Source organism: Undibacterium sp. (genome assembly GCF_030683615.1).
GTDB lineage: Bacteria > Pseudomonadota > Gammaproteobacteria > Burkholderiales > Burkholderiaceae_D > Undibacterium > Undibacterium umbellatum.
Genome location: NZ_JAUXQE010000022.1, coordinates 67,690 through 90,839, shown reverse-complemented (window position 1 = coordinate 90,839; position 23,150 = coordinate 67,690). Strand labels below are relative to the sequence as shown.

The 23,150-nt window shown below is 52.4% G+C and carries 19 protein-coding genes; 13 read left to right on the top strand and 6 right to left on the bottom strand.

Features of this window, described 5'->3' with window-relative positions:
- The first annotated feature begins 88 nt into the window (after window positions 1–88).
- Both Q8K39_RS12030 and Q8K39_RS12025 read left to right on the top strand, forming a co-directional pair.
- Window positions 89–1,708 (top strand): M28 family peptidase, encoded by a 1,620-nt coding sequence (locus tag Q8K39_RS12030; RefSeq protein WP_305260458.1) that lies wholly within the window; start codon window positions 89–91, stop codon window positions 1,706–1,708.
- Window positions 1,709–1,900: 192 nt separating this feature from the next.
- Window positions 1,901–3,967, top strand: coding sequence for a M13 family metallopeptidase (locus Q8K39_RS12025; RefSeq protein WP_305260457.1), 2,067 nt, complete (start codon window positions 1,901–1,903; stop codon window positions 3,965–3,967).
- 12 nt (window positions 3,968–3,979) lie between these two features.
- Here Q8K39_RS12025 and Q8K39_RS12020 read toward each other — a convergent pair whose 3' ends face one another.
- The gene (locus tag Q8K39_RS12020) at window positions 3,980–4,774 is read right to left on the bottom strand and encodes a LytTR family DNA-binding domain-containing protein (RefSeq protein ID WP_305260456.1); all 795 of its coding nucleotides are present in this window, start codon (window positions 4,772–4,774) and stop codon (window positions 3,980–3,982) included.
- Window positions 4,771–5,916 carry a sensor histidine kinase gene (locus Q8K39_RS12015; RefSeq protein WP_305260454.1) on the bottom strand — a complete coding sequence of 382 codons (1,146 nt, stop codon included), beginning with the start codon at window positions 5,914–5,916 and terminating at the stop codon, window positions 4,771–4,773. Before Q8K39_RS12015 ends, Q8K39_RS12020 begins: the two co-directional genes overlap by 4 nt.
- A 192-nt stretch (window positions 5,917–6,108) precedes the next feature.
- Here Q8K39_RS12015 and Q8K39_RS12010 point away from each other — a divergent pair, with 192 nt between their 5' ends.
- From Q8K39_RS12010 to Q8K39_RS12000, 3 genes are all read left to right on the top strand, one after another.
- Window positions 6,109–6,588 carry a (2Fe-2S)-binding protein gene (locus tag Q8K39_RS12010; protein WP_370868601.1) on the top strand — a complete coding sequence of 160 codons (480 nt, stop codon included), beginning with the start codon at window positions 6,109–6,111 and terminating at the stop codon, window positions 6,586–6,588.
- Complete coding sequence (locus Q8K39_RS12005) at window positions 6,585–8,765, top strand: molybdopterin cofactor-binding domain-containing protein (RefSeq protein WP_305260449.1); 2,181 nt, start codon at window positions 6,585–6,587, stop codon at window positions 8,763–8,765. Before Q8K39_RS12010 ends, Q8K39_RS12005 begins: the two co-directional genes overlap by 4 nt.
- A gap of 89 nt (window positions 8,766–8,854) precedes the next feature.
- Entirely contained in the window at window positions 8,855–9,250 is a 396-nt protein-coding gene (locus tag Q8K39_RS12000; protein ID WP_186956905.1) for an MAPEG family protein, read from the top strand.
- 1 nt (window position 9,251) lies between these two features.
- On the opposite strand, the gene Q8K39_RS11995 is transcribed toward Q8K39_RS12000, so the two are convergent.
- Complete coding sequence (locus tag Q8K39_RS11995) at window positions 9,252–10,760, bottom strand: tetratricopeptide repeat protein (protein ID WP_305260446.1); 1,509 nt, start codon at window positions 10,758–10,760, stop codon at window positions 9,252–9,254.
- Window positions 10,761–10,800: 40 nt separating this feature from the next.
- On the opposite strand from Q8K39_RS11995, the gene Q8K39_RS11990 reads away from it, so the two are divergent.
- A complete protein-coding gene (locus Q8K39_RS11990) occupies window positions 10,801–11,067 on the top strand; it encodes a hypothetical protein (protein WP_186956907.1) in 267 nt (88 codons plus the stop codon).
- Window positions 11,068–11,072: 5 nt separating this feature from the next.
- Here the strand turns inward: Q8K39_RS11990 and Q8K39_RS11985 are convergent, their stop codons facing one another.
- Window positions 11,073–11,621 (bottom strand): GNAT family N-acetyltransferase, encoded by a 549-nt coding sequence (locus tag Q8K39_RS11985; protein ID WP_305260444.1) that lies wholly within the window; start codon window positions 11,619–11,621, stop codon window positions 11,073–11,075.
- A gap of 155 nt (window positions 11,622–11,776) precedes the next feature.
- On the opposite strand from Q8K39_RS11985, the gene Q8K39_RS11980 reads away from it, so the two are divergent.
- The 7 genes from Q8K39_RS11980 to Q8K39_RS11950 all read left to right on the top strand — a co-directional run bounded on the left by Q8K39_RS11980 (window position 11,777) and on the right by Q8K39_RS11950 (window position 20,214).
- Window positions 11,777–12,283 carry a low molecular weight protein-tyrosine-phosphatase gene (locus Q8K39_RS11980; RefSeq protein ID WP_305260442.1) on the top strand — a complete coding sequence of 169 codons (507 nt, stop codon included), beginning with the start codon at window positions 11,777–11,779 and terminating at the stop codon, window positions 12,281–12,283.
- Window positions 12,283–12,510, top strand: coding sequence for a hypothetical protein (locus Q8K39_RS11975; protein ID WP_305260440.1), 228 nt, complete (start codon window positions 12,283–12,285; stop codon window positions 12,508–12,510). Before Q8K39_RS11980 ends, Q8K39_RS11975 begins: the two co-directional genes overlap by 1 nt.
- A gap of 9 nt (window positions 12,511–12,519) precedes the next feature.
- Window positions 12,520–13,482 carry a M23 family metallopeptidase gene (locus tag Q8K39_RS11970; protein WP_305260438.1) on the top strand — a complete coding sequence of 321 codons (963 nt, stop codon included), beginning with the start codon at window positions 12,520–12,522 and terminating at the stop codon, window positions 13,480–13,482.
- 122 nt (window positions 13,483–13,604) lie between these two features.
- The gene (locus Q8K39_RS11965; protein WP_305260435.1) at window positions 13,605–14,756 is read left to right on the top strand and encodes a sensor histidine kinase; all 1,152 of its coding nucleotides are present in this window, start codon (window positions 13,605–13,607) and stop codon (window positions 14,754–14,756) included.
- 24 nt (window positions 14,757–14,780) lie between these two features.
- Window positions 14,781–15,554 (top strand): LytTR family DNA-binding domain-containing protein, encoded by a 774-nt coding sequence (locus Q8K39_RS11960; protein ID WP_305260433.1) that lies wholly within the window; start codon window positions 14,781–14,783, stop codon window positions 15,552–15,554.
- 227 nt (window positions 15,555–15,781) lie between these two features.
- A complete protein-coding gene (locus tag Q8K39_RS11955; protein ID WP_305260432.1) occupies window positions 15,782–16,972 on the top strand; it encodes an efflux RND transporter periplasmic adaptor subunit in 1,191 nt (396 codons plus the stop codon).
- 2 nt (window positions 16,973–16,974) lie between these two features.
- Entirely contained in the window at window positions 16,975–20,214 is a 3,240-nt protein-coding gene (locus Q8K39_RS11950) for an efflux RND transporter permease subunit (RefSeq protein WP_305260430.1), read from the top strand.
- A 212-nt stretch (window positions 20,215–20,426) separates the two neighbouring features.
- On the opposite strand, the gene Q8K39_RS11945 is transcribed toward Q8K39_RS11950, so the two are convergent.
- Both Q8K39_RS11945 and Q8K39_RS11940 read right to left on the bottom strand, forming a co-directional pair.
- Window positions 20,427–21,956 carry a S41 family peptidase gene (locus tag Q8K39_RS11945; protein ID WP_305260428.1) on the bottom strand — a complete coding sequence of 510 codons (1,530 nt, stop codon included), beginning with the start codon at window positions 21,954–21,956 and terminating at the stop codon, window positions 20,427–20,429.
- A gap of 122 nt (window positions 21,957–22,078) precedes the next feature.
- Window positions 22,079–23,089 (bottom strand): LLM class flavin-dependent oxidoreductase, encoded by a 1,011-nt coding sequence (locus tag Q8K39_RS11940; RefSeq protein ID WP_305260426.1) that lies wholly within the window; start codon window positions 23,087–23,089, stop codon window positions 22,079–22,081.
- Window positions 23,090–23,150 lie beyond the last annotated feature (61 nt).

Here is a 23,150-nt window from a genome sequence, read left to right as displayed (position 1 = left end):
AGGAAATTTTATACGTAGATGTTGAACGTATTCTGATTTTCTTGCTCTAAACTGGCTGCCTTATTCTCTCATCTGGTCTCGAATAATAATGAAAAAACATTCCGCATACTATTTATCTTCTGCCTTCCTGACATTTGTACTGGGGTTTCCTGCACATGGCTTCGCCCAGATGCAGGCAAACCAGGTAAATGAAACCGCCTTGCGCGCTCATCTGGCTCTTCTTTCTTCTGACCTGTTTGAAGGCCGAGGCACAGGTCAGCGCGGAGGTGACCTGACTGTTGCTTACCTGGAAACCCAGGCTGCAGCGCTGGGGCTATTGCCAGCCAATGGCAATAGCTATAGGCAGGCGGTTAGCATCAGGGGTATCAAGTCTTTGCCAATGGAAAGCTCTGTCAATATACATCTTGCCAGGTCGCTCAATCTGACTTTTGGCACTGACTGGATATGGAGTGCAGGTGATGCCATGAGCTCGCATCGGTTTGATCATGAATTACTGTTCGTCGGTTATGGCATCAATGCGCCAGAAGAGCAATGGGATGACTTCAAAGATGTAGACTGCAAAGGCAAAATCCTGGTCGTTATGGTGAATGATCCTCAACCGACTGCTGAGCAGCCAGACCGCTTTGGTGGCAAGGCCTTGACTTATTATGGTCGTCGTTCTTACAAGACTGAGGAGGCCTTGCGGCGCGGTGCTGCAGGCGTCTTGCTGATACACACTGACGCTTCTGCCAACGCCAACTGGGATGTCTTGAAAAACGGTGGCATGGGTGAGCAATTCCAGTTGGTGAAAAAGGATGCTCAAGGCCTGGCGATACAGGGCTGGATCACCGATGGTGCCGCAAACACCCTGTTTGCGGCATCGGGCCTGGATTTGAATGCCCTGCGCCAGGCTGCCGAGCGCAGGGATTTCAAGCCTGTCGCCATCAAGGCCAGGCTCAAGGGTGAAGCAAAGTCGCAAGTACGCCAGCTGGAGCAATTCAATATTGCTGGCATCGTGCCAGGTACAGACGCGCAACTGAAAGATGAACTGGTGATCTACAGCGCACATTGGGATCACATGGGCAAGCAGGAGGGAGCTGGTGATGTCATTTATAACGGTGCCGTTGACAATGGTTCAGGAACCGCAGCCTTACTGGCGATGGCAAAAGCAGCAGTGCAGCAACCGACAAAACGCAGCCAGATGTTCTTGTGGGTAGCCGCAGAAGAACAGGGCCTGCTCGGTAGCGCCTGGTATGCCGCGCATCCAATATGGCCACTGAATAAAACGGCAGCCGCATTGAATCTGGATACCCTTAATTTTGTCGGTCGCACCAAAGACATCAGTGCCTTTGGCGCAGACCGCAGTGACCTCATCGTCGCTGCCAACAAGGTGGCGCAAAGCATGAATATGGTAATTGCCCCTCCTCGTGTCGATGTGGCGGGCGGCTATTTTCGCAGCGACCACTTCAGCTTTGCCAAGGCTGGCGTACCGGCATTCTCCATAGGCAGTGGCCGTGACTATATCAACGAGCCGCAAGCTTCGCTGGAAAAAGCCCGTGGCTATGGCAAGCGCTATCACCAGGTCACTGACGAATATGATGCCAGTTGGGACTTGTCTGGAATGACCGAACAGGCGCAGTTTACCTTGAATCTGGGGCGAGAAATTGCCAACGCTAAATCGATGCCCGCGTGGAAGGAAAATGATGTTTTTTCCAAAGTGCGAAAATAGGAAAAATCAAAGAAACACTTGAACTCGTTGTCGTCGCCAGCCTCAAAGCTGTGCCACTCACATGTGGCTTTCAGGCCCGATTTTATGATCAAGCAAAACGCTTTTCATTCATTGAAAAGGAAAATAAATAGTCTTGATATCGGCAGGCTTAAGCAAGGCTTACAAGCCACTTCATCTACAAGAAAGAAAATAATGAGTAAGACAAAGTTCGCATTAAAGCCAATTGCCAGTGTATGCCTGCGAGTCATGCTGGCCTTGCCATTGATGCACAGTATGGCGCATGCCGCCGAGACCTCTCTTGCTGCTGTAAAAAAAGAGGCGGGCATGGATACTTCGGTCGCACCGGGAGATGATTTTTATCGCTATGTGAATGGTGGCTGGTTGAAGAATGTGGTCATCCCTGACCATAAAGTCGCAGTAGGGAATTTTGATAGCCTGATAGAACAGTCTGACACCAAAGTTTTGAAATTGATCGAGCAGGCCACCACGGCAGCGCCAGGCAGCCCGGTACGCAAGGTCGGCGACTTTTACTCCGCACATCTGAATATTGATGCTATCAATCAGCGTGGCCTGGCACCATTGCAAGGCGAGATGCAAAGCATTTCTGCAGTGCAAGATAAAACCAGTCTCGCGACCTACCTGGGCAAGCATTTGCGTGCCGATGTTGACCCACTTAATACTGCCAACATTTTTACAGAAAATCTGTTTGGCCTGTGGGTGGCACAGGGTTTTCATGACCATAAAAAATACATGCCCTACCTCTTGCAAGGTGGGCTGGGTCTGGCAAATCGTGAATATTATTTGTCCAGAAGCCCCAAGATGGTCGAGCTCAGGAAAAATTATCTGGCTTACATTGCTGCGACACTGAAGCTGGCCGATGTTCCTGATGCAGAGCAAGCTGCCAAGCGGGTATTTGACCTGGAAATGGCGATTGCCAAAGGTCACACCAATCGTGAAGCAACTTCCGATGTGATGCAGGCTGACAATACCTGGAGCATGGCCGATTTTCACAAGAAAGCACGTGGCCTGGACTGGAAGGCTTACTTCAAGGCGGCTGGTCTGGATGGGCAAGAAAAATTCATCATCTGGCATCCCAGTGCATTGAAAGCCTCGTCCACATTGGTCGCTAATACGGCACTGGCAAGCTGGCAAGACTATTTGCGTTTTCATGTCATCAACCAGCGCGTCAATGTTTTACCGCAGGCTTTCTTTGAACAGAAATTCAAATTCTATAGCGCCCTCACCGGTGCCAAAGCACCGCAGCCGCGCTGGAAGTATGCAGTCACCGCAACCAATGAGGCGCTCGGTGAAGAAGTCGGCAAGCTCTATGTCGCCGAGAACTTTTCACCCGAGGCCAAGACCCGTGTCAACGGCATGGTGACGAATCTGCTGACAGCTTTTGGCGAACGTGTGCAGGCACTGAAATGGATGACGCCAGCAACCAAGCAGGAAGCACTGGCGAAAATCAAGGCTACTTATGTGGGGGTTGGTTATCCTGACAAATGGCGTGACTATTCTGGTTTGAGCGTCGATGTAAATGATGCATACGGCAATCGCGAACGTGCGCAAGAATTTGAATATCGCCGTGCTTTGGCAAAATTTGGCCAGCCCGTCGATGCCACTGAATGGTGTATGAATCCGCAACTGGTGAACGCGGTTAACATGCCTATGCAAAATGCCATCAATTTTCCTGCGGCTTATTTGCAGTCACCAAATTTTGATTTGAATGCCAGTGATGCGACTAACTATGGCGCGCTGGGCGCCACCATAGGCCATGAAATCAGTCACAGCTTCGACAATTCAGGTTCCATGTTTGATGCGAAAGGTGAATTGCGCAACTGGTGGAGCAAGGCTGATATGGCATATTTCAAAACTTCATCCAAAGCCTTGATCGCGCAATTTAACCAGTACCAGGCTTTCCCTGACCTGGCTGTCAATGGCGCTCAGACACTGGGTGAAAATATTGCTGATCTGGCTGGCTTGATGGCCGCCTATGATGCCTATCACGCTTCCATGAAGCAAAAGGGACAGGCGATCACCAAGGAAGATGACAAAGAATTTTTCTTGTCTTATGCCTATAGCTGGCGTCGTAAAATGCGTGATGAAACTTTGCGTACAGTCATCATTACCAATGAACATGCACCAGTACAATACCGGGTGTTGACGGTACGTAACCTGGATGCCTGGTACGATGCATTTGCCGTACAACCTGGGCACAAGCAGTACCTGGCACCAAAGGATCGCGTCAAGATCTGGTAAGGCAAGATGAGTTCAGGCTGGCCGCATGCCATCATGCATGCGTCGCCTGACTTCGGCAACATAGCGCTCGCTGACGGGGACTTTATCCTGGTTGGCGAGCACTAGCTGATACACACCATCCCCCAGCACTTCAAGCTGGCTGAACTGGTCGCAGCGCACGATGGCACTGCGGTGTACGCGCATGAAGTGCGCTGGATCGAGATGTTTTTCCAGCTGACTCAGAGCAACCCTGTGCAATACTTTTCTCTGCACCATGTGTAACTGCATATAATTTCCTGCTGCTTCTATCCATAATACATCCGCCAGTTGTATGCATTCTATGCGGCCTACCGAGCGTACACTTATTTGTTGCCAGTAAGCTGGTTGCTCTTTCTTCGCTTCATCTTCTGCCTTGACGTAATGCCCCATGGCTTGTGCATAACTGGCTTGCTGACGCTGCTTGAGCATGGCAGCAGCGCGTTCCAGAGATATCGCCAGGCGCTGGTCGTCAAAAGGCTTGAGCAAATAATCCAGCGCATGCAAGTCAAAGGCTTCTATCGCATGGGCGTTAAATGCAGTCACAAATATCACCAGTGGCGGCGAGGTTTGTGTACTCAGTTCACGCGCCAGCGCCAGGCCGGTTTCGCGTGGCATTTGTATGTCGAGGAAGATGATATCGACGGCGTGGGCATGCAGTGCTTCGCGCGCTGTGGCAACACTGGGACACTCGGCGACGATGCTCCAGCCAGGATGATCCTGCAAGGCATAGCGCAAATTGGCGCGCCCCGGTTCTTCATCATCGACGATCAATGCACGTATAGTGTTCATGCGGCGGCGCTTTCCGGCATATGCAAGGGCATGCGGATTTCCACTTCGTAGCGAAGCTGACCATCACCTTGTGTACGTTCGCTATGCATGCTGGCGCGTCCTGCATAAATCAATTCCAGCCTGGCGCGTGTCTGAGGCAGGCCCAGTCCCAGGCCGGGGTTGGCAGCGATGCCATCGGTGACGGTATTGCTGACTTTGATGCTGAGTTCTTCTGCTTGCAGGCTGAATTGCATGCGGATATCGCTGCTGCCTTCATGGCAATCCAGATCATGGCGCAAGGCATTTTCCAGCAAGGGTTGCAGCAGCAGGGGCGGGCAATCACCCGCCAATACGTTTGCTGTATCGCCCGCGATGCTGATCTGCAGACGCTGACCATAACGCAGCCTTTGCAATTCCAGATAATCGCGTATGAATGTCATTTCATCTTCCAGGCGCACCCAGTCCTTGGTGCTGGCGGTCAGCGCATAACGCAGCAAATCACTGAGCCGGTTCAGGCCGGTCAGGGCAATGCGCTTGTCGTCGGCACGTACCAGGGCGCTGATGGCATTGAGGCAGTTGAAGATGAAATGCGGCTCCAGTTGCCCGCGCAAGGCATCCAGTCTTTGCTGTTCCAGATCCAGCCGCAGATGCAATACATCGTTCAAGGATTGCTGCAAAACTTGTTCACGTATTCGTGCCTGTCGCCAGGTGCAGATTGCCAGCACGGCAATGAAGGTGCCGGTAGACCAGGCAAATTCGAGGAAGATAGTAAAACCACGCAGATTGAAAGCGGTGCTCACTATGTCCTGCAAGCCGAAACCGGGTTTGTCCCTGAGCAGATCAAGGGTGGCGATATACATCAATTCCAGCGGCAGAAAGCCCAGTAGCATCACGCCATAGGCCAGCGCGATGCCACCCGCTTTGCTGAGAAGTCGTTCACGCCGCATGAAAATCAGGTAAAGGCAGGTGCTGAAGACCATCATCAGCAGATGGCTGCTGACCCAGGCCCACAGTATGTCGCTGTAGCTACGCTGGGTACCATGCTTGACCAGATCACCATAATTGCCCAGCGCACCGACCGCGCACAAGCTGGTCCATATCAGGATATTGTTCAGCAAAAGCTTGAGCAGACTGGCTGCCGTATAGGCTGGAGGCTGGGTCATCGCGTAGTGTCAGGGCTGGCATTTTCCATATTGAACAGTATAGCAGTCAGTACGGCGGTATTTGCTGGCCTTCAGTGGGAGTAGAAACAGGGTTTCGGGGTTTCGTCACAAGGTCTGCCATGGCATTTACCGTTGCCAGATAATCGCCTGCAGCAGTCAATCTCAGCGTGGGCAATGGAGGGCAGGATGGATGTGAATCTGAAAGTGAATGGACAAGTACGCAAGTGTCAGGCAGATGGCGATACTCCGCTGCTATGGATATTGCGCGAAGACCTGGGCCTGACCGGCACCAAGTTTGGTTGTGGTGCCGGGCAATGCGGTGCCTGTACCGTGCATCTGGATGGGCAGGCTCTGCGCAGTTGCGTCATGCCGGTGGCAAGCCTGAATGGGCGCAATATCACGACGATAGAAGGTTTGTCCCCCGACCGCAGCCATGTCTTGCAACAGGCCTGGATAGAGCATCAGGTGCCACAATGTGGTTATTGCCAGTCTGGCATGCTGATGGCCGCCGCCGCTTTGCTAAAGACTACGCCACATCCCAGCGACCAGCAAATTGACGCCGCCATGACCAATCTGTGTCGCTGCGGTACTTATCCGCGTGTCAGGGCGGCCATACACACGGCCGCAGGCAAACTCAAGCCGCTGGCAGGCAAGAAAGGCGGGAAAATATGAATACCGTAAATTCACCCACACGCAGGAATTTCCTGAAATCTACTCTGGTAGCCGGTGCCTGGGTATTGGGTAGCAGCAGCCTGCCCATGCTCGACAGCCTGGCGGCAGAGGGAAAAAACAAGGCAATATCTCCTTTCGATTTCTGGCTCAGCATGGATGCTAGCGGCCTGGTAACGGCTTACACCACAGTCACCAATCTGGGGCAGGGCACGCATGCAGCCATTGCCCAGATCGTCGCAGAAGAACTTGAAATGCCACTGGAAAATGTGCGCATAGAACATGCACCCGTCATCAAACAATTCCATCGGCAATGGCCGCCCGGTATCACGACTTTCGCCAGCGCCGGCTTCAATTCGGCACTGGCGACGATAGCACCAGCCTGCGCAGCAGCCAGACAGATGTTGCTGCAAGCTGCAGCCTTGCAATGGCAAGTCGATATCAAAGATTGCGTGGCTGGCAATGCACAAGTGGCTCATGCTGCCACAAGCCGCAGCATGCCCTACACCGCTTTGATCAAGGCAGCGGCGCTGCTGACGCCACCAGAAAAACCCGTGATCAAATCACCCAAGGACTGGAAGGTGCTGGGGCAGTCAGCGCAACGCCCTGATATCCCGGCGCGGGTAGATGGCAGTGTCGTGTTCGGTATCGATGTGCAACGGCCCGGTATGCTCATGGCCGCTGTCTTGCATGCACCGCGCTTTGGCAGCAGTTTGCAAAGTGTGAATGATAGCCCGGCACTGGCCGTTAATGGTGTACGCCAGGTAGTGCATCTGCCGAATGCCGTGGCGGTAGTCGCAGAGCGCTACTGGATCGCGCACAAGGCTATGCGATTGCTCAAGCCAGTCTGGCAAGATGGTGCGCATGCCAGCATCAATACCGCAGAGATGCGCGATAGCTTGTTGAAAGCTGTCGCCGCCGGTGAGGGCAAGCCCTTTCCAGGCCCGAAAATACAAAAAGCTGAAGCGACCCAAACGGCCATGGCTTCGGCCACTACTGTCATCGACACCAGCTTTGATGTCCCCTTCCTGGCGCATGCAGCCATGGAACCCTTGAATGCAACAGTCGAAGTCACTGCAACAGGTGCGCAAATCTGGCTGTCCACACAAAGCCAGACTGATACGCAAAAAGGTGTGGCCAAGGCCCTGGGTTTGCAGCCTGAGCAAGTACAAGTCCATACTCAACACGTCGGTGGCGGTTTTGGCCGCAGGCTGGAACATGATTTTGCCATCGAGGCAGCATTGATCGCCAAGGCTGCCGGTGCCACTGTGAAAACCATCTGGTCGCGTGAAAATGATATGCGGGCTGGCTATTACCGGCCCATCACTGCGGCCCGCGTACAACTGGCACTGGATAAAGATCATTTGCCGCTGGCCTTGCGGCTCGATACCGCTGGACCATCGCTGCTGGAATATACGCGTGTCACGAATAGTCCGGCCAGTGACGGTTTTGACTGGACCTTTATCATGGGCTGGTTTGGCAGCAGCTACAAATTCCCCTTGTTCGATACGCGCTGGACCAGGGTGGACTTTGGCGTGCCCTGTTCTTACTGGCGTTCGGTAGGCAATTCGCAAAACTGTTTTTTCCTCGAACATACGCTGGAGCAGGCAGCACGCAAGGCAGGCATGGATAGCCTTGAATACCGCCGCCGCTTATTGCAGCATAATCCCAAGGCCATTGCTTTCGTCAATGCATTGGCGGAACGGGCAGGCTGGAGCAAGGCCTTGCCCAAAGGACATTACCGTGGCTTTGCCATGAATGGGGATGGCGACAAATTATTCAGCGGCCATATCGTGGAAATTGCTGTCAATAAACCGGGACAATTCCGTCTCATTAAAATCACTGCTGGCATCAACCCCGGTGTGGTCGCCAATCCCAAGGCAGTCGAAGCGCAAATGATGGGCGGTACATTGTTCGGTTTATCAGCCGCCTTGTTTGGTGAAATCAGCTTCAAGGATGGGCAGGTGGAACAAGGTAATTTTGATGGCTATCCTCTGGTCACGCTGGCGCAGACACCCGTACTGGATGTGCTGGTCATCAGCACCGGCGATAAACCTGCAGGTGCAGGTGAAGAAGGCCCACCATCGATAGGCCCGGCGATTGCCAATGCCTTGCTGGCTGCCAGCGGCAAGCCAGTTACACGCCTGCCTTTGGTGCAGGCGGGCTGGAAGCTGGTGTAGAGACATATTTTTCTGCTAATTTATTTTACTGCTGGTATTGTGAGGTCCTGGAAAAACAAATTTGAATTCACATTAATCCGGGAGACAAGATGAACATAGCAAACTGGTGCGTATTAGCTGCATGTGTTTTACCAATAATGACGGTGGGCATAGCCAAAGCACATTCCGCGAAAATGCCGCGTGATGCAGGCCGGTATGATAATAATAGTCCCAGGGAATGGGCCAAGGGCTTGAGTGGCTGGCAGCAGCGTGCCAATGCGGCGCAGCAAAATGGTTTCGAAGCCCTGCCGCTGTTCATTGCAGCCGTCATCCTGGCCCAGCAAGCCCATGCTGATCAGGCGCGCATAGATCAACTGGCAGTCTTGTTCATCGCCTTGCGCATTGTCTACACCATCACCTATCTGATGAACCAGGGTACTTTGCGTACCCTGGTCTGGAGCGGTGGCCTGGCTACCAGTATCGCAATTTTGTTAATGGCGGCCTAGTTTATTTTCTTATCATCACCAGGATATGGGCGAGTATGTCTTCGCCTTTGTCCTGGCGTGCGACTTGCTGGCTGGCGTCAGCAATGACAAAGCCGTGTAATCGCGCCAGGCGCTGTAGATAGGCATGGCTGTGTGCATAGCGTTGCGATGGGAGTAAAAGATAGTCAGCACTGTCGTCAGTCATTTCCACAGAAAATCCCAGCACAGCACCTGCAGGCATGACACGGCTGGCGGCAGCAAATACCGGGTCAAGATCACCGATATACACAAACACATCGGCCCCAATGATAAGATCAAAATCCTGGTCTTGTAATGGCAGCCAGTTGCCTATTTCTGCACAATGCAATTCATCATATAAGCCGGTATATTTTGCCTTGGCCAGCATCTTTTCTGACAAGTCTATGCCAGTCAGTTTGCGTGCCTGCGCCCGCAAATACGGGGCGCATAAACCTGTGCCGCAACCCAGGTCCAGGTAATTGCCGGGTTCTGCTTTGACATGTCTGTTGACGGCTTTGCTCAACAGGGCAGGCACTTGATAATGCAAGACCTCCAGCAAATGCTGGTCGAAATGCGTGGCGTACTGATCAAACAAGTCAGCGACATAGGCGGGTGGTGACATCACAGGAGTGTCAAACGCTCCCAATGCGGCCAGTGCATAATTGATTTGAGTCAATTCTGTCTCGTCGCTGCAATGTGCCGCTGCTGTTTGATAAGCTTTGATGGCCGCATTGTCTTGCCCCATCTGGCGCAATGTATTGCCGTATTGCAGATGGGCTTTGGTATACGCAGGCTTGATTTTTATCGCCTCTTCAAAGCTATCGAGTGCGGCTGTCAGATGTTGTAGTTTTTGCAGACAGATACCACGGTTGCACCAGGCTTGTATGTGCCCAGGCTGTAAGCGCAAGACATCTTCATATCCGGCAATGGCATCTTCCTCAAGGCGCAAGCATTGCAGACTAAAAGAGCGGGCAAAAAGTAGTGCGATATCTTTCGGTTTTAGTTGCAGGGCTTCATCAAAATCCTGCAAGGCTTGCTCATGCTCGTCCATATCTTGTAGAGCGATACCACGGTTTAGCAAAGCTTCGGCATAACGTGGATTGAATTCCAGCGCTTTATCATAATTGTGCAAGGCAGCAGCCAGCTTGCCCAGGCTGCGCAGGGTATTGCCCCGGTTATTCCAGGCCATGGCGTAATCCGGTTTTAATAGCAAGGCTCGGTCATAACTGGCCAATGCTTCTTCTGCCAAGCCCAGGTCTTGCAATGCCGCACCCAGATTGCCATGGGCAATAGCTTGCTGCGCATCGACAATGATAGCCTGGCGCAAACGGGTCACTGCCAGCTCGGCGTCGCCGCTCTGCCTGGCGATCACGCCCAGCAATTGCAGTGCATCAAAATGTTCAGGTTCTATTTTCAATACCTGTTGGTACAGGGTTTCTGCTGCATCGAGCCGACCTTGCTGATGGAGGGCGATTGCCTGCTGCAATATGTTGCTTATCTTTGTTGCGCTCATTTTCCTGTACTATCAGGGCTATTCTAAAAGGATGGATGTCATGGACCAGCAAGAACTCTTGGAACTATTGTGGAGCCTGCTACCCTCACCCGCCTACCTGATTGCCGCTTTTGCTTTTGGCTTGCTGGGTATGGCGGCGTTTTACTATGGCAGGAAGAAACCCAACAAGAGAGTCAAATGGCTGTCTGTGGGTTTGATGTTTTACCCCTACTTCATCGGTAGCGACATACGCATGCTGTATGGCACAGGCATCGCTTTTTGCATAGCCATTGCTGTCAGTATTTATTATCCAGCTACTCACAATTAAGCGCTTCAGTTCAGGATTTTTTCCATCTCTTCAAATTGCAGATTTTCAACCAGCATTTGTTCTTTGCCATTGTCGGAAGGGAAGGGCTTGAAACGGCCGGTGCGCGCATAGCCTCGGCGTTCATAGTAAGCGATGAGTTCTTTACGAACGCTGATGACGGTCATCCAGATTTTTTGTATCCCCCATAATTCTTGCGCATATTTCTCAGCAGTTTGCATGAAGTGTTTGCCTATGCCATTCCCCTGCAGTACCGGGCGCACGACAAACATGCCCAGATATGCCGCACCTTCAGTTTTTTCGAGGTTGACGCAGCCTATGATGTCTTCACCCTGCAGGCATAGCAGGATGACGGAATTGGGGCTGGCGATCAGCTCGCGCACTTCAGGCGGGAATATGCGCGAGCCTTGCAGCAAGTCTGCCTCTGTGGTCCAGCCCTGGCGGCTGCTGTCGCCACGGTAGGCGCTGTTCACCAGGGCAGCGATAATGTCCGAGTCTGCCTCAACTGCAGGTCGAAAGCTGATGGCTGTTGTATTGCTTGAAATATTTTCTGTCATACGCGTCTATGTAGGAGAGGATTACCGGCTAGCTTTGGACTGAAATAATAACATGTGTCTTTCTCACGCCAGAATCTGGCTTTGCCGATGGGAAAACCCCGTGTTAGCATGTCATGATTATATGAATTCCCGCCATCAGGAAATTTTGATTTTCGATGAAAAAAGCAACGACCAGGGCAATATTGTTTGTCTGCATGGGCAATATTTGCCGTTCACCCAGTGCAGAAGGGGTATTTCGCGCCCATGCTGAAGCGGCGCGGCTGGATCTGCATATCGATTCTGCTGGTACCCATGCTTACCACATAGGCGAGCCACCAGACCCTCGCTCGCAGGAATTTGCGGCACGCCGTGGCATAGACTTGTCGCAGCAAAGAGCGCGCAAGCTCATCACCGAAGATTTTGAAAAATTTGATTTGCTGCTGGCCATGGACAAAGAAAACCTGGCCAGGATGAAGGCCGCCTGTCCGCCAGCGCAGCAGCACAAGCTGAAACTCATGATGGCCTATGCCAGTCAGAGTGACAGCGACATTGTGCCTGACCCTTACTACGGTGGCCCGGACGGGTTTGACCAGGTCCTGGACTATATTCAGGATGCCAGTGCCGGGCTGGTCCTCGCCATACAGAAAGAAAGACAGCAAGAGATCACGAGGGAGGAAGGTTGATGCAAGCCCAGGATCTGGAGTTTGTCAGGAACTCCATACTCAGTTATTTGCAGGCACGTCCAAACAGTGCTGACACTGTAGAGGGGATACAGCAATTCTGGATACAATGGCGAGATGATGCTCTTCCCTTATCCGTGGTCTCAGGCATACTCGAAACTATGCGCAATGCTGGTGAACTGGAGATTGTGAACCTGGGTGGCCGTACGATCTGGTGTGCAGCACGCTGAGTTGTGAGCATGCCAGCTAGCCGTTTATTCTTTTTGTTGCTATGTGGTTTCGCGCTGTTTTTCAGCTGGCCCGGTTTTGCCCAGAGCGGTAGTGAAATTGTCAGAATAGAAACAGTAAAAAAAGCCCACTCCCATGCTGTGCTGGCAAGTAATCATGGGCGCATGCCTGCGACCGTGACGCTGCAACTCAGCAGTTATAGCAATCTCGCATCCAGCCGGGCCTGGCCGATACAGGTGCAACTGGCCAGCGGGCAAAGCATGGAGCTGGTTGAAGTCTCGGCTGCCGACCAGCAGTTTGGCTATACCTTTGATTTTCAAAAGCATTATGTGCAGGGTGACCCCAGGGCGCAGCATGATGAGAATGTCAGTTATCGCATCCCCTTTATGGCAGACCAGGCATACCAGATCTTGCAATCGGCAGATGGCCCGCTGTTTTCGCACCACACCGTTGCCACCCGCTATGCGGTGGACATCAATATGCCCATGGGTACCACGGTCATTGCGGCACGGGCTGGTAGTGTGGTGGAAGTTGCCAGCGGCTTCACTGACAATGGCAAGCCTGAACCTGAATTTTTTGACAAGGCTAATTATGTCCGCATCTTGCATGATGATGGCAGTTGGGCAGATTACTTCCATCTCATGCAGCACGCCATCCAGGTCCAGCCTGGCATGCGGGTAGAAGCTGGCCATGTCCTCGGCCTGTCGGGTAACAGCGGTTACTCGACCACGCCGCACCTGCATTTTCATGTGCAGGTGAACCAGAACGGCACCATCATTTCCCTGCCATTCCGCTTCCACAATAGCCACGATGGCATGTTTGCACCGCGTTACCAGAGCTGGCTCATCCCCGATCAGCAGACTATCAATGCCAGCAATGCCAACAAAGGCAAGCCCCGGAAAACCCTGCGCGAATGCCTGCCAGCACGCAAGGCAGTGGATGATGCCGTGATACGTTGCCTGTCCAGTTCCTGAACCTGGTTTCTGAATCAGACTGCTTCGCCTGCCATGTCACTTAAGTGATGAAAGTCAATTTTGCAGTGATGGAAATCCAGTAGGCAAAATTTTCAGGCCTGTGGCGCTGATATACTGCATTCATGGATACCACCAGCATGCATCTACCTGTCAAACCACCCTCAGCGCCAGGCTCCTGGCGGGCGGCTATCAAGGTATTGCTGTTGAATGTGTTTATCTGGACCACGCTCAGCCTGATCGGTGCGCTGACATCCCTCAACGATGATTTGCGAAAAGGAGTCCAGGGAGATTTCTGGCTGATTTTCTTGAGCTGGGGACGTTCAGCAATTGCCCTGGCCTTGCTCAGCTATATCCTGATGCATTGTTTGACGCGCTGGCCCTGGTTTTTCAGTAGTGCAAGGCATATTGCCCTTGGCTATGTCTTGCTCTTGTTCATCGTCTTGCCTGGGCAATTACTGTATGTAGGTAAGCTGTTCACCCTGGATGGTCCGCACGATGTGAACTGGGGGCAAATTGAAGCAGAGCTGCAAGTCTTCGACAAGTTGGCAGCCTTGCTGCGCTTGTCTTCCATCAGTGCCGTGTATTTCGCTGTGGTTGCCATCAAGATCTGGCAGCAAAGCCAGGAGCGGGGCCGTGCCTGGGCGCTGGAAAGGGCAGATGCCCTGGCCTTGCGGCTGGAGCTGGAACAGCAAAAATCCCTGGCCTTGCGGGCGCAGCTGGAACCCCATTTTATGTTCAATGCCCTCAATGCCATCAGCGCCCTGGTGATTTCAGATAATAAGGATGTCGCCCTGAATGGCATCCATGGCTTGAGCGAACTCTTGCGCTATGCCCTGGCGGCGGGGGACAAAAACTGGGTCAGGTTTTCTGAGGAGATGGCCTTTGTGCAGGATTATCTGGCCCTGCAACGCCTGCGTTATGGCGAGCGCCTGCATGTTGCCATCGAGGGAGTGGATGAACAGGTGCTGGCTTGTGATTGCCCACCCTTGCTATTGCAACCTCTCATAGAAAATGCCTTGCGCCATGATCTGGATTGCCACGAAGACGCCAGTGATATCCTGTGTCGTTTTGATTGCCAGTCCCAGAGCTTGCTGATACGAATCAGCAACCCTATTCATGGCGAGGCGGCTGCCAACCCCGGAGTCGGCCTGGGTTTGCGTAATACCCAGGCGCGCTTGCAATTGGCGTATGGAGATGCTGCCTCCTTGCAGACGGTGACCAGTGCTGGGCGCTTTGTTGTAACGATCAACATGCCAGTGCACAGACCAGCATGATAGCGTCAGAATGAAAGGGAATACATGACTGCCGCTATACGCAGCATCATCGTTGATGATGAAGAGCATGCCTGCATTACCTTGCGCTATGCACTCAGCAAGTTTTCGGAATGGAGTGTGCTCGCCGAGTTGAAGAATGCCGCCACCGCCCGCGAATATCTGGCGCAACATACAGTTGATGTGGTGTTTCTCGATATACAGATGCCCAAAGAGTCAGGTCTGGAACTGGCCCGCAGCCTACTGGATCACGACAAGCCGCCACTGATTATCTTTGTCACAGCCTACAATGCCCATGCCATTGATGCCTTTGACTTGCATGCACTGGATTACCTGCTCAAGCCCTTCAGCAGCGACAGATTTGCCAAAACCCTGTCCAGAGCCACAGAAATGCTGAGCCTGATCCGGCCCCCGGCGTATGGTCAGGCGATGGCGGCATGTCTGGCCACGGGTCTGCGTCCTGCTTACCTGCAACAAGTGATAGTCAGATCAGTTGGCGAGATGGAAAGTATTATGCTCTCTGAAGTCAATTGGGTGGGGGCAGCAGGCAATTATGTAGAGCTGCATCTGGACAAACGGGTGGTGTTGCACAGAGTAGCCATCAGCAAGCTGGAGGAATATCTCGATCCCCGTCAATTTATCCGCGTTCACCGGGGCTTCATCGTCAGGGCAGACCAGCCCACCCATTTGCAGGCGCTGGGAAATGGCGGCTATCAACTAAGACTGCGTAGTGGTGCCGAAGTGCCTGTCAGCAAGAATTATGTCGATGCAGTCCGCCAGTTATTGCTGAGCCCTGGCTGAATCCATGTCACGCTCGTGCAAAAAATTTCCTGCACTGGCCTGAACTAAGCACCGTTATCTGGGTCTGAATTCCCGTAATACAAGCAGTCGGTTTGCATTTCAAGCCGCCAAATCCGCATTTCATCCATAAAAAAGTGCACTTCAAAACCTGGGCGATTGAACTGGACAAGACTACAGGGAATACTCTCTCATCCAATTTCCCCATATTGATAGCGACAGGGACCATTATGTTACGTAAAACTTTACTTGTTCTTGCCATTGCTTCTGCCCTGGCAGCTTGCAGCAAAGACAAAGCCACAGAAAAAGCCAGCGCCAGCGCAAGTTCCAGCGCCAGTGCAGTAGCAGACAAGGGCGATGCCAAAGACAAGAAAGACAAAACGCCGGTCAAGCTGGTGATCGCGCCCGAAGACGTGATGACGGTACAAAGCAATGCCCTGGCGTCCGGCCCTGTCGTGACTGGCTCGATACAGCCAGAACGCAAGGCAGATTTGCGTGCCGAGGTGGGGGCAGTGGTTTTGCAGGTATTGAAAGAAAATGGCGATGTTGTCAAACGTGGCGATATCCTGGTCAAGCTGGATGAAACCTCTATCCGCGACAACCTCAATTCGGCGGAAGACAATGCCCGTAACGCTGCCATGGCGCTGGATCAGTCTGACCGCGCCCTGCAACGCCTGAAAACCCTGCGTGCCTCAGGCATGACATCCTTGCAGGCACTGGACGATGCTGAAGTGCGCCGCAACAGTGCCCAAAGTGAATTGTCCGCTTCCAGAGCACGCGCCGTGGTGGCACGCCAACAGCTGCAACGCACCGTCGTGCGCGCACCATTTGATGGCGTCGTCAGCGAACGCAAGGTGTCTGCGGGTGATACTGCTGGCATAGGCAAAGAATTGGTCAAGGTCATCGATCCGACCAGCATGCGCTTTGCCGGTCGCGTATCTACTGACAAGATCGCCATGGTCAAAGTTGGTCAGCCTGTGGGCTTCCGTATCAACGGTTATGCCGGGCAAGAATTCCGTGGCAAGGTTACCAGGGTTGATCCGGCCGCCAATGATGTTACCCGCCAGGTGGAAGTGCTGGTGGCTTTTGCAGACAGCAATCAGCCGCGGGTATCCGGCCTGTATGCCGAGGGTAATATAGAAGCGGCGACTGTCAGTGCCCTGATGTTGCCTGAAGCGGCGGTCATCAAATCCGGAGACAAGTCCTATGCCTGGAAAGTTGCCGGCAAGACCCTGAGCAAGGTTGATCTGCAAATCGGCAAACGTGACCAGCGTACCGGCAATTATGAAATCCGCAGCGGCCTGGCCGCAGGCGATGTCGTCATGCGCAGCCCCAGTTCCAGTTTCAAGGATGGCCAGAACATAGAATTGGCTACCGCCAAAGTCGCAGTGGCTGACGCGACTAAAGCGCAAGGGAAATAATCATGTTCTTATCTGACTTCAGTATCAAAAAGCCGACTGCAACCATCGTTTTGATCGTCGCACTGATGGCTTTGGGTTTGCTGGCACTCAGCAAACTGCGCGTTAACCAAAACCCTGACGTCGAAGTACCTGGCCTGTCGGTGATCATTACTTACCCTGGTGCTTCGCCAGACACGGTAGAACGTGAAGTCATCAACCGCCTGGAAAAATCCCTGCAAGCGGTAGCTGGTGTCGAAGAAGTCTGGGCTACGGCATCAGAAAATAGTGGCCGCTTCGACATGCGTTTCAGCTTCAAGAAAAACATGATCGAGGCTTCAGATGAAGTCCGTAATGTCATCTCTGGCCTGCGCTATAAAATGCCGACAGAAATGCGTGAGCCCATGATACGCCGCTGGGACCCGGGTGCGCAGCCTATCGTTAACATGGCCCTGTCATCCAACAAGCAGACTCATGCTGAGATTTCCCGTCTGGCAGAAGATAGCCTGGCTGATAAATTGCGCAGCATCAGCGGTGTGGCGACGGTAGAAGTGACGGGTTCTCTGAAGCGTGAATTGTCTGTGCTCTTGCGTGCAGAAAAACTGCGTGAATTCAATGTTTCGGTTGGTGAAGTTGTGAATGCCTTGCGCAACCAAAATACCAATGCCCCGGTAGGCAAGATACGTGGCAATCTGGATGAAGAAAGCATACGCCTGGTGGGTCGCATAGAAACGCCAGAAGAATTCCAGGCCATCGTTGTAAAACGTACTGGTGACCAGATCGTGCGTCTGTCACAGGTGGCAACCATAGAAGACAGCTTTGCCGACGTCAATGGTCTCAGCATACGCAGTGGCAAACCAAATGTCGGTATCTTCGTCACCCGTGCCCGTGATGCCAGTACCGTCAGTGTTGCCAAGGCTGTGCGTGACAAGGTCAAGGAAATCAATACAGAGCTGGAAAAAAACCTGCCCGGCACCAAGCTGGAAATCACCCGTGATGGTGGTGAAGATGCCCAGCGCAGTTTGAACAACGTCATAGAATCCCTGGTGCTAGGCGCTGGTCTGACTATTTTCGTAGTATATGCCTTCCTGAATTCCTGGCGCTCGACGCTGATCACGGCACTGAGTTTGCCAACTTCGGTGATCGCTGCTTTCATTGCAGTCTGGTTGTGTGGCTTCACGCTCAACTTCATGACCTTGCTGGGCCTGTCGCTGGCGATAGGCGTGTTGATTGATGATGCGATTGTGGTGCGGGAAAATATCGTGCGCCATATGCAAAAAGGTTCTGACCGCCGCACAGCTGCGCTCGAAGGCACGGCAGAAATTGGCATGGCCGTGGCCGCAACGACCTTCTCCATCATCGCCGTATTTATTCCTGTCGCCTTCATGCCTGGCATGCCGGGTGAATGGTTCAGGCCGTTTGCACTGACCGTGGCTTGTTCTGTGCTGGTCAGCCTGGGTATTTCGTTCACGCTTGACCCTATGTTGTCGGCTTACTGGGGAGATCCTGCAGATCACCATACAGCTCCCAAGAAAGGTATCAGCAAAGTGCTGGCACGTTTCAATGACTGGTTTGATCATCAGTCTGACCGTTACGGCAATCTGATTGCCTGGGCTTTGCATCACCGCCGTTCCATGGGTGCAATTGCCCTACTCAGCCTGGTAGCTGCATTGGGTGTGCAAATCAAATGGGGTGGCACCAGCTTCTTGCCTGCTGCTGACTCAGGCAACCTGATGATCACTGTGCGTACACCAGCATCATCTTCGCTGGAATATGCACGCCTGAAAATGGAAAGAGCAGCAGAAATCGCCCGCACAATACCAGAAACCAAAGAAACCAATAGCAATATCACGCCTGCAGGTGGCCGTATTTATGTGGACATAGGCAAGCGCACCGAACGCAAGCGCGGTGCCAAGGAAATTGCGGTCGAATTGCGTGAAAAAGTGCGTGTCCTGGTGGGGGCAGAATATGTAGTGCTGGATGACCTCAACAATGGTGCACAAAAACCGGTACAGATAGAATTTACTGGCCCTGATTCACGCAAGCTGCTGGAAATTACCAGTGCCTACATGGATAAACTGCGTCAGGTACCAGGTGCAGTCGACGTGGGTTTGTCTGAACAAGACCCGAAAAAAGAACTGAAGATAGAACTCAATCGTGGCCTCGCCAATTCCATGGGCATCTCATCCAATGATGCCGCCCAGGCCCTGCGTGTTGCCTTTGCCGGTATCGAGGTGGGTGACTGGGTAGATCCGACTGGGGAGACTCGCGATGTCGCTGTGCGTCTGCATCCGGATGACCGCGTCAGCAAGGAAAACATCGAACGCCTGCCTATCGCTGTATCCGGCACCAGCCAGATGGTACCACTCGATCAGATCGCTACCATCACAATGGGCAAAGGGCCGTCAGGTATCGAACATGCCAATGGCAAGCGCACGATTACCGTGTCTGCCAATGCCCAGGGTCGCTCCAACGGCGAAGTGATTGACGATGCCATGAAGCTGGCAAAGTCTTTTGATTATCCACCCGGCTATGGTCTGTCACTCGGTGGTTCTGGCCAGGATCAGCAAGAAGTATTTGGTGCCATGCTGATCGCCCTTTTGTCTGGCATAGGTTTGATGTATCTGATACTTGTGATACAGTTCGGCTCCTTCACGGCGCCACTGGGCGTCATGCTGTCCTTGCCACTGTCTTTGATAGGCGTGGTACTGGCTTTGCTGGCAACCGGCAGCACCCTGAATCTGATGAGCTTTATCGGCATCATCATGCTCATGGGCCTGGTTGCCAAGAATGCGATTCTCTTGCTTGACGCGGCTCGCAAACAAGAGGCCGAAGGTTACGATCGTGAAGAAGCATTGATGCATGCTGGCCGTGTGCGCCTGCGCCCTATCCTGATGACGACCTTTGCGCTGATTGCAGGCATGTTGCCAGTGGCACTGGGACTGGGCGAGGGGGGGGAATTCTACCGACCGCTGGCGATTGCGATTATCGGTGGCACCATCACTTCGACGATCCTGACCCTGCTGGTCGTGCCCACTTTCTATGACAGCATAGAAATATCACGTGACCGCATGATGGCAAAAATGCGTATGCGCATGGAAGTACGCAATCCTCTGGTCGGTTTTTGCATGACCATGCTGGAAGCAGTATTTACCTTGCTGTTTATTCGCTTTATTTATCGCATGTTGATGAAACTTTTTGGCATCGTTACTGGTCGAAACCGTAAATCGCATGCAGCATTGAATATCAAGGCTGAAAATGCCTGAAGAATATGACGGAGAAATCTGAAATTAAATTGTAAAGAATAGTAGTAGTAACCCTTCCCTCTTGCTGATAAGACCCATTGTTCTCTGGTCAGCAATTTTGACAGCCTGCGCAACGAGGTGTGCGCAGGCTTTTTTTTATGGGTAATCATTAAATCTTCATTAAAAAAGCCTGCATATTTATCATGCAGGCTTTTGATGGGAGAGCCTTGAATTTACTTGCGCTTGACCAGGTCTTGCTCCACGATTTTCAGGAAATTGCTGGCCGACCAGACCAGGTCAGTTGCGGTGATGGCAGGCTGGTATACCTGTCCGGCGGCTCGCTGGCGGTTGACATAAACCTTGGTGGGAATTACAACGCGGGCCAGGCCCGAAGGCAAGGGCTGTATCCTGACTTCCATATAAGTTGAGTCTGCTGCACTTGGCGCGCCTATCAGCGTGGTATTGCCAAAGCGGGTGAAAACGTCCAGCGCATCCAGACAGGCGCTGGCACAGTTTCCAGCCACGATAACATAGACCGGCGTTTTTAAGACTGGTGGATCAGTCGGCAGGTCGGTGATGTTTACGGCTGGTTTATCAGCCGGGGGCTTTGACTGCTGTATGTAGAAATTCTCTTTTTTTACCAGCGCAGCTTGCATATTCTCACCGTGCCGCTTTGCCCAGGCAGCCATGTCACTGCGATTTTCCTTGGCGAGTTTTTCTGCCAGGTCCAGCATGTGCCTGGTGTTGTCTGGCGAAGCACGCCACCATACTTCTGTATTGGGCGAATAGGCATTTAGTTGCCGGGTAACCCTGTCTTTACCCCACAGGGCATAGGCAAATTGCTTGCTCCATGCCGATGAACCGCCCTGGTTGTGACGCAAATCGATGACGATCGCATCAGCATTCAAGGCACGTTCCCTGTGCTCTGTGATGTCTTGTGTCATGTCATCATAGATTTTTTGTTCCGCTGCATTTGGCTGGAATGTGGGCATGGCGACCCAGAGTAAATTTTTCCTGGGTTCGGTGATGCCAACGGGCAGTTTTTCTCCAACGTAGGCAGATCTCGCCCAGTTCTTCAGATTGTCATTCCTGGCCTGCCACTCGATTTTTTGCGTTGTGATTTGACCCTGATGTTTGAACTGACATGATTGAGGTGCATGGACAAACGGATTGCCGTTATCGATGAACAATTCACCGCTATAAACCCACCAGTGACCAGCCTCGTCACTCCGGCCTTTATAGGAAAATACATTGTCTTCTATCATTTGCCTGACAGGCTTGCCATCACAACTGATGACTTCAGAGCCGGCTCCCGGCTTGCCATCTTCTGCGGCATACACATATAAACCATTGCCGCGCCAGACCGTGATGAATCCAGGCCAGCGTATCGCAGGAGCCGTCGTCGCGGGAATGGAAGTTCTTACACCAGCATGGCCATCATGCAAGCTGACATTGAAGCGATCCATCACTGCAGTATAGGCTGCGGCATCATTGACCTGGTCTGCAAGTGCAAGTGCATTATCACGCGCCAGGTCCAGGTTCTTTTTGAAGTCCGGATTGTGCTTGTCGTAGGTGCCTGGATGATTGTCCAGCGTGAGCTGATAGGCTTCGTTGATATCTTGTTTGACTGCTTTCACCCAGTTTGCTGCGGTGTCTGGCAAACTCACATTATTCATTTGCGCATATGCATTACTGCAAAGGCCTGCAGCGGTGAAAGCCATCATCAACATCGTATATTTGAAACGGCCAGAAAGGGCTTTCATTGTCTGTGATCTCCATAAATATTTGTATAGTGATACAGACAAATGCCGAGATTAATTAGTTCTACACACTATTTATTTTCCTGATAATTTTTTGATGCGCGACATTCTTTAGAAATGGCGAATTAAATCTTGAGTGCCTGTTTAATTTTCGAGCGTGCCTGTGCCGCGATTTCATAAGAATGCAGGCGTGCAGCATGATGGTGGATCTGTGCCGTGATCATCAATTCATCGGCGCCTGTATATTCAATGAATGCCTGCATTTTTTCAGCAACAGTATCAGGCGCACCGATGGCAGAGCAAGATAGTACCTGTTCTAGCAAGGCATGTTCCTGCGGTCCGATTTTTTGCAGGAAGCCATGCACAGGCAAAGGCAGCTTTGCCGGACGGCCACTGCGCAAATTAATGAATGCCTGCTGAGCAGAACTGGCCAGATAATAAGCTTCATCATCCGTATCAGCCGCAAACACATTAAAGCCCAGCATGACATAAGGTTTAGCCAATTGCGCCGATGGGCGGAAGGTGGCACGGTAAATTTCTATTGCCTGCATCATTTGCTGTGGCGCGAAATGCGAGGCAAAGGCATAAGGCAAGCCCATGGCTGCCGCCAGTTGCGCACCAAACAGGCTGGAACCCAGAATCCAGATGGGCACTTTCAAACCATGCCCGGGCACAGCACGTACCGCCTGCTGCAAATCATCGCTCAGGTAATCCATCAGTTCGGCCACATCCTGTGGGAACTCATCTGCATCGCTGGACAAGTTACGCCTCAAGGCGCGGGCAGTGCGCTGGTCTGAGCCTGGCGCGCGCCCCAGACCCAGGTCTATGCGGCCAGGGTAGAGTGATTCCAGTGTGCCAAATTGTTCAGCGATGACGAGCGGTGAATGATTCGGCAGCATAATGCCGCCAGCCCCCACGCGTATGCTTTTGGTGCCACCAGCAATATGGCCTATCAGTACAGATGTGGCAGCACTGGCAATGCCGGGCATGCCATGATGTTCTGCCAGCCAATAACGCTGGTAAGCCCAGCTTTCGCCATGCTGGGCCAGGCTGAGAGAATTGCGGAAAGATTGCGCAGCATCACTGCCTTCGGCAATCGGTGACAGATCGAGTATGGATAAGGGATAAGAAGACATAAGCCTGCAATTTCAAATTTGAAGAACCCATTATGGTTGAAATCGCGTTTTTCTGTTTGCA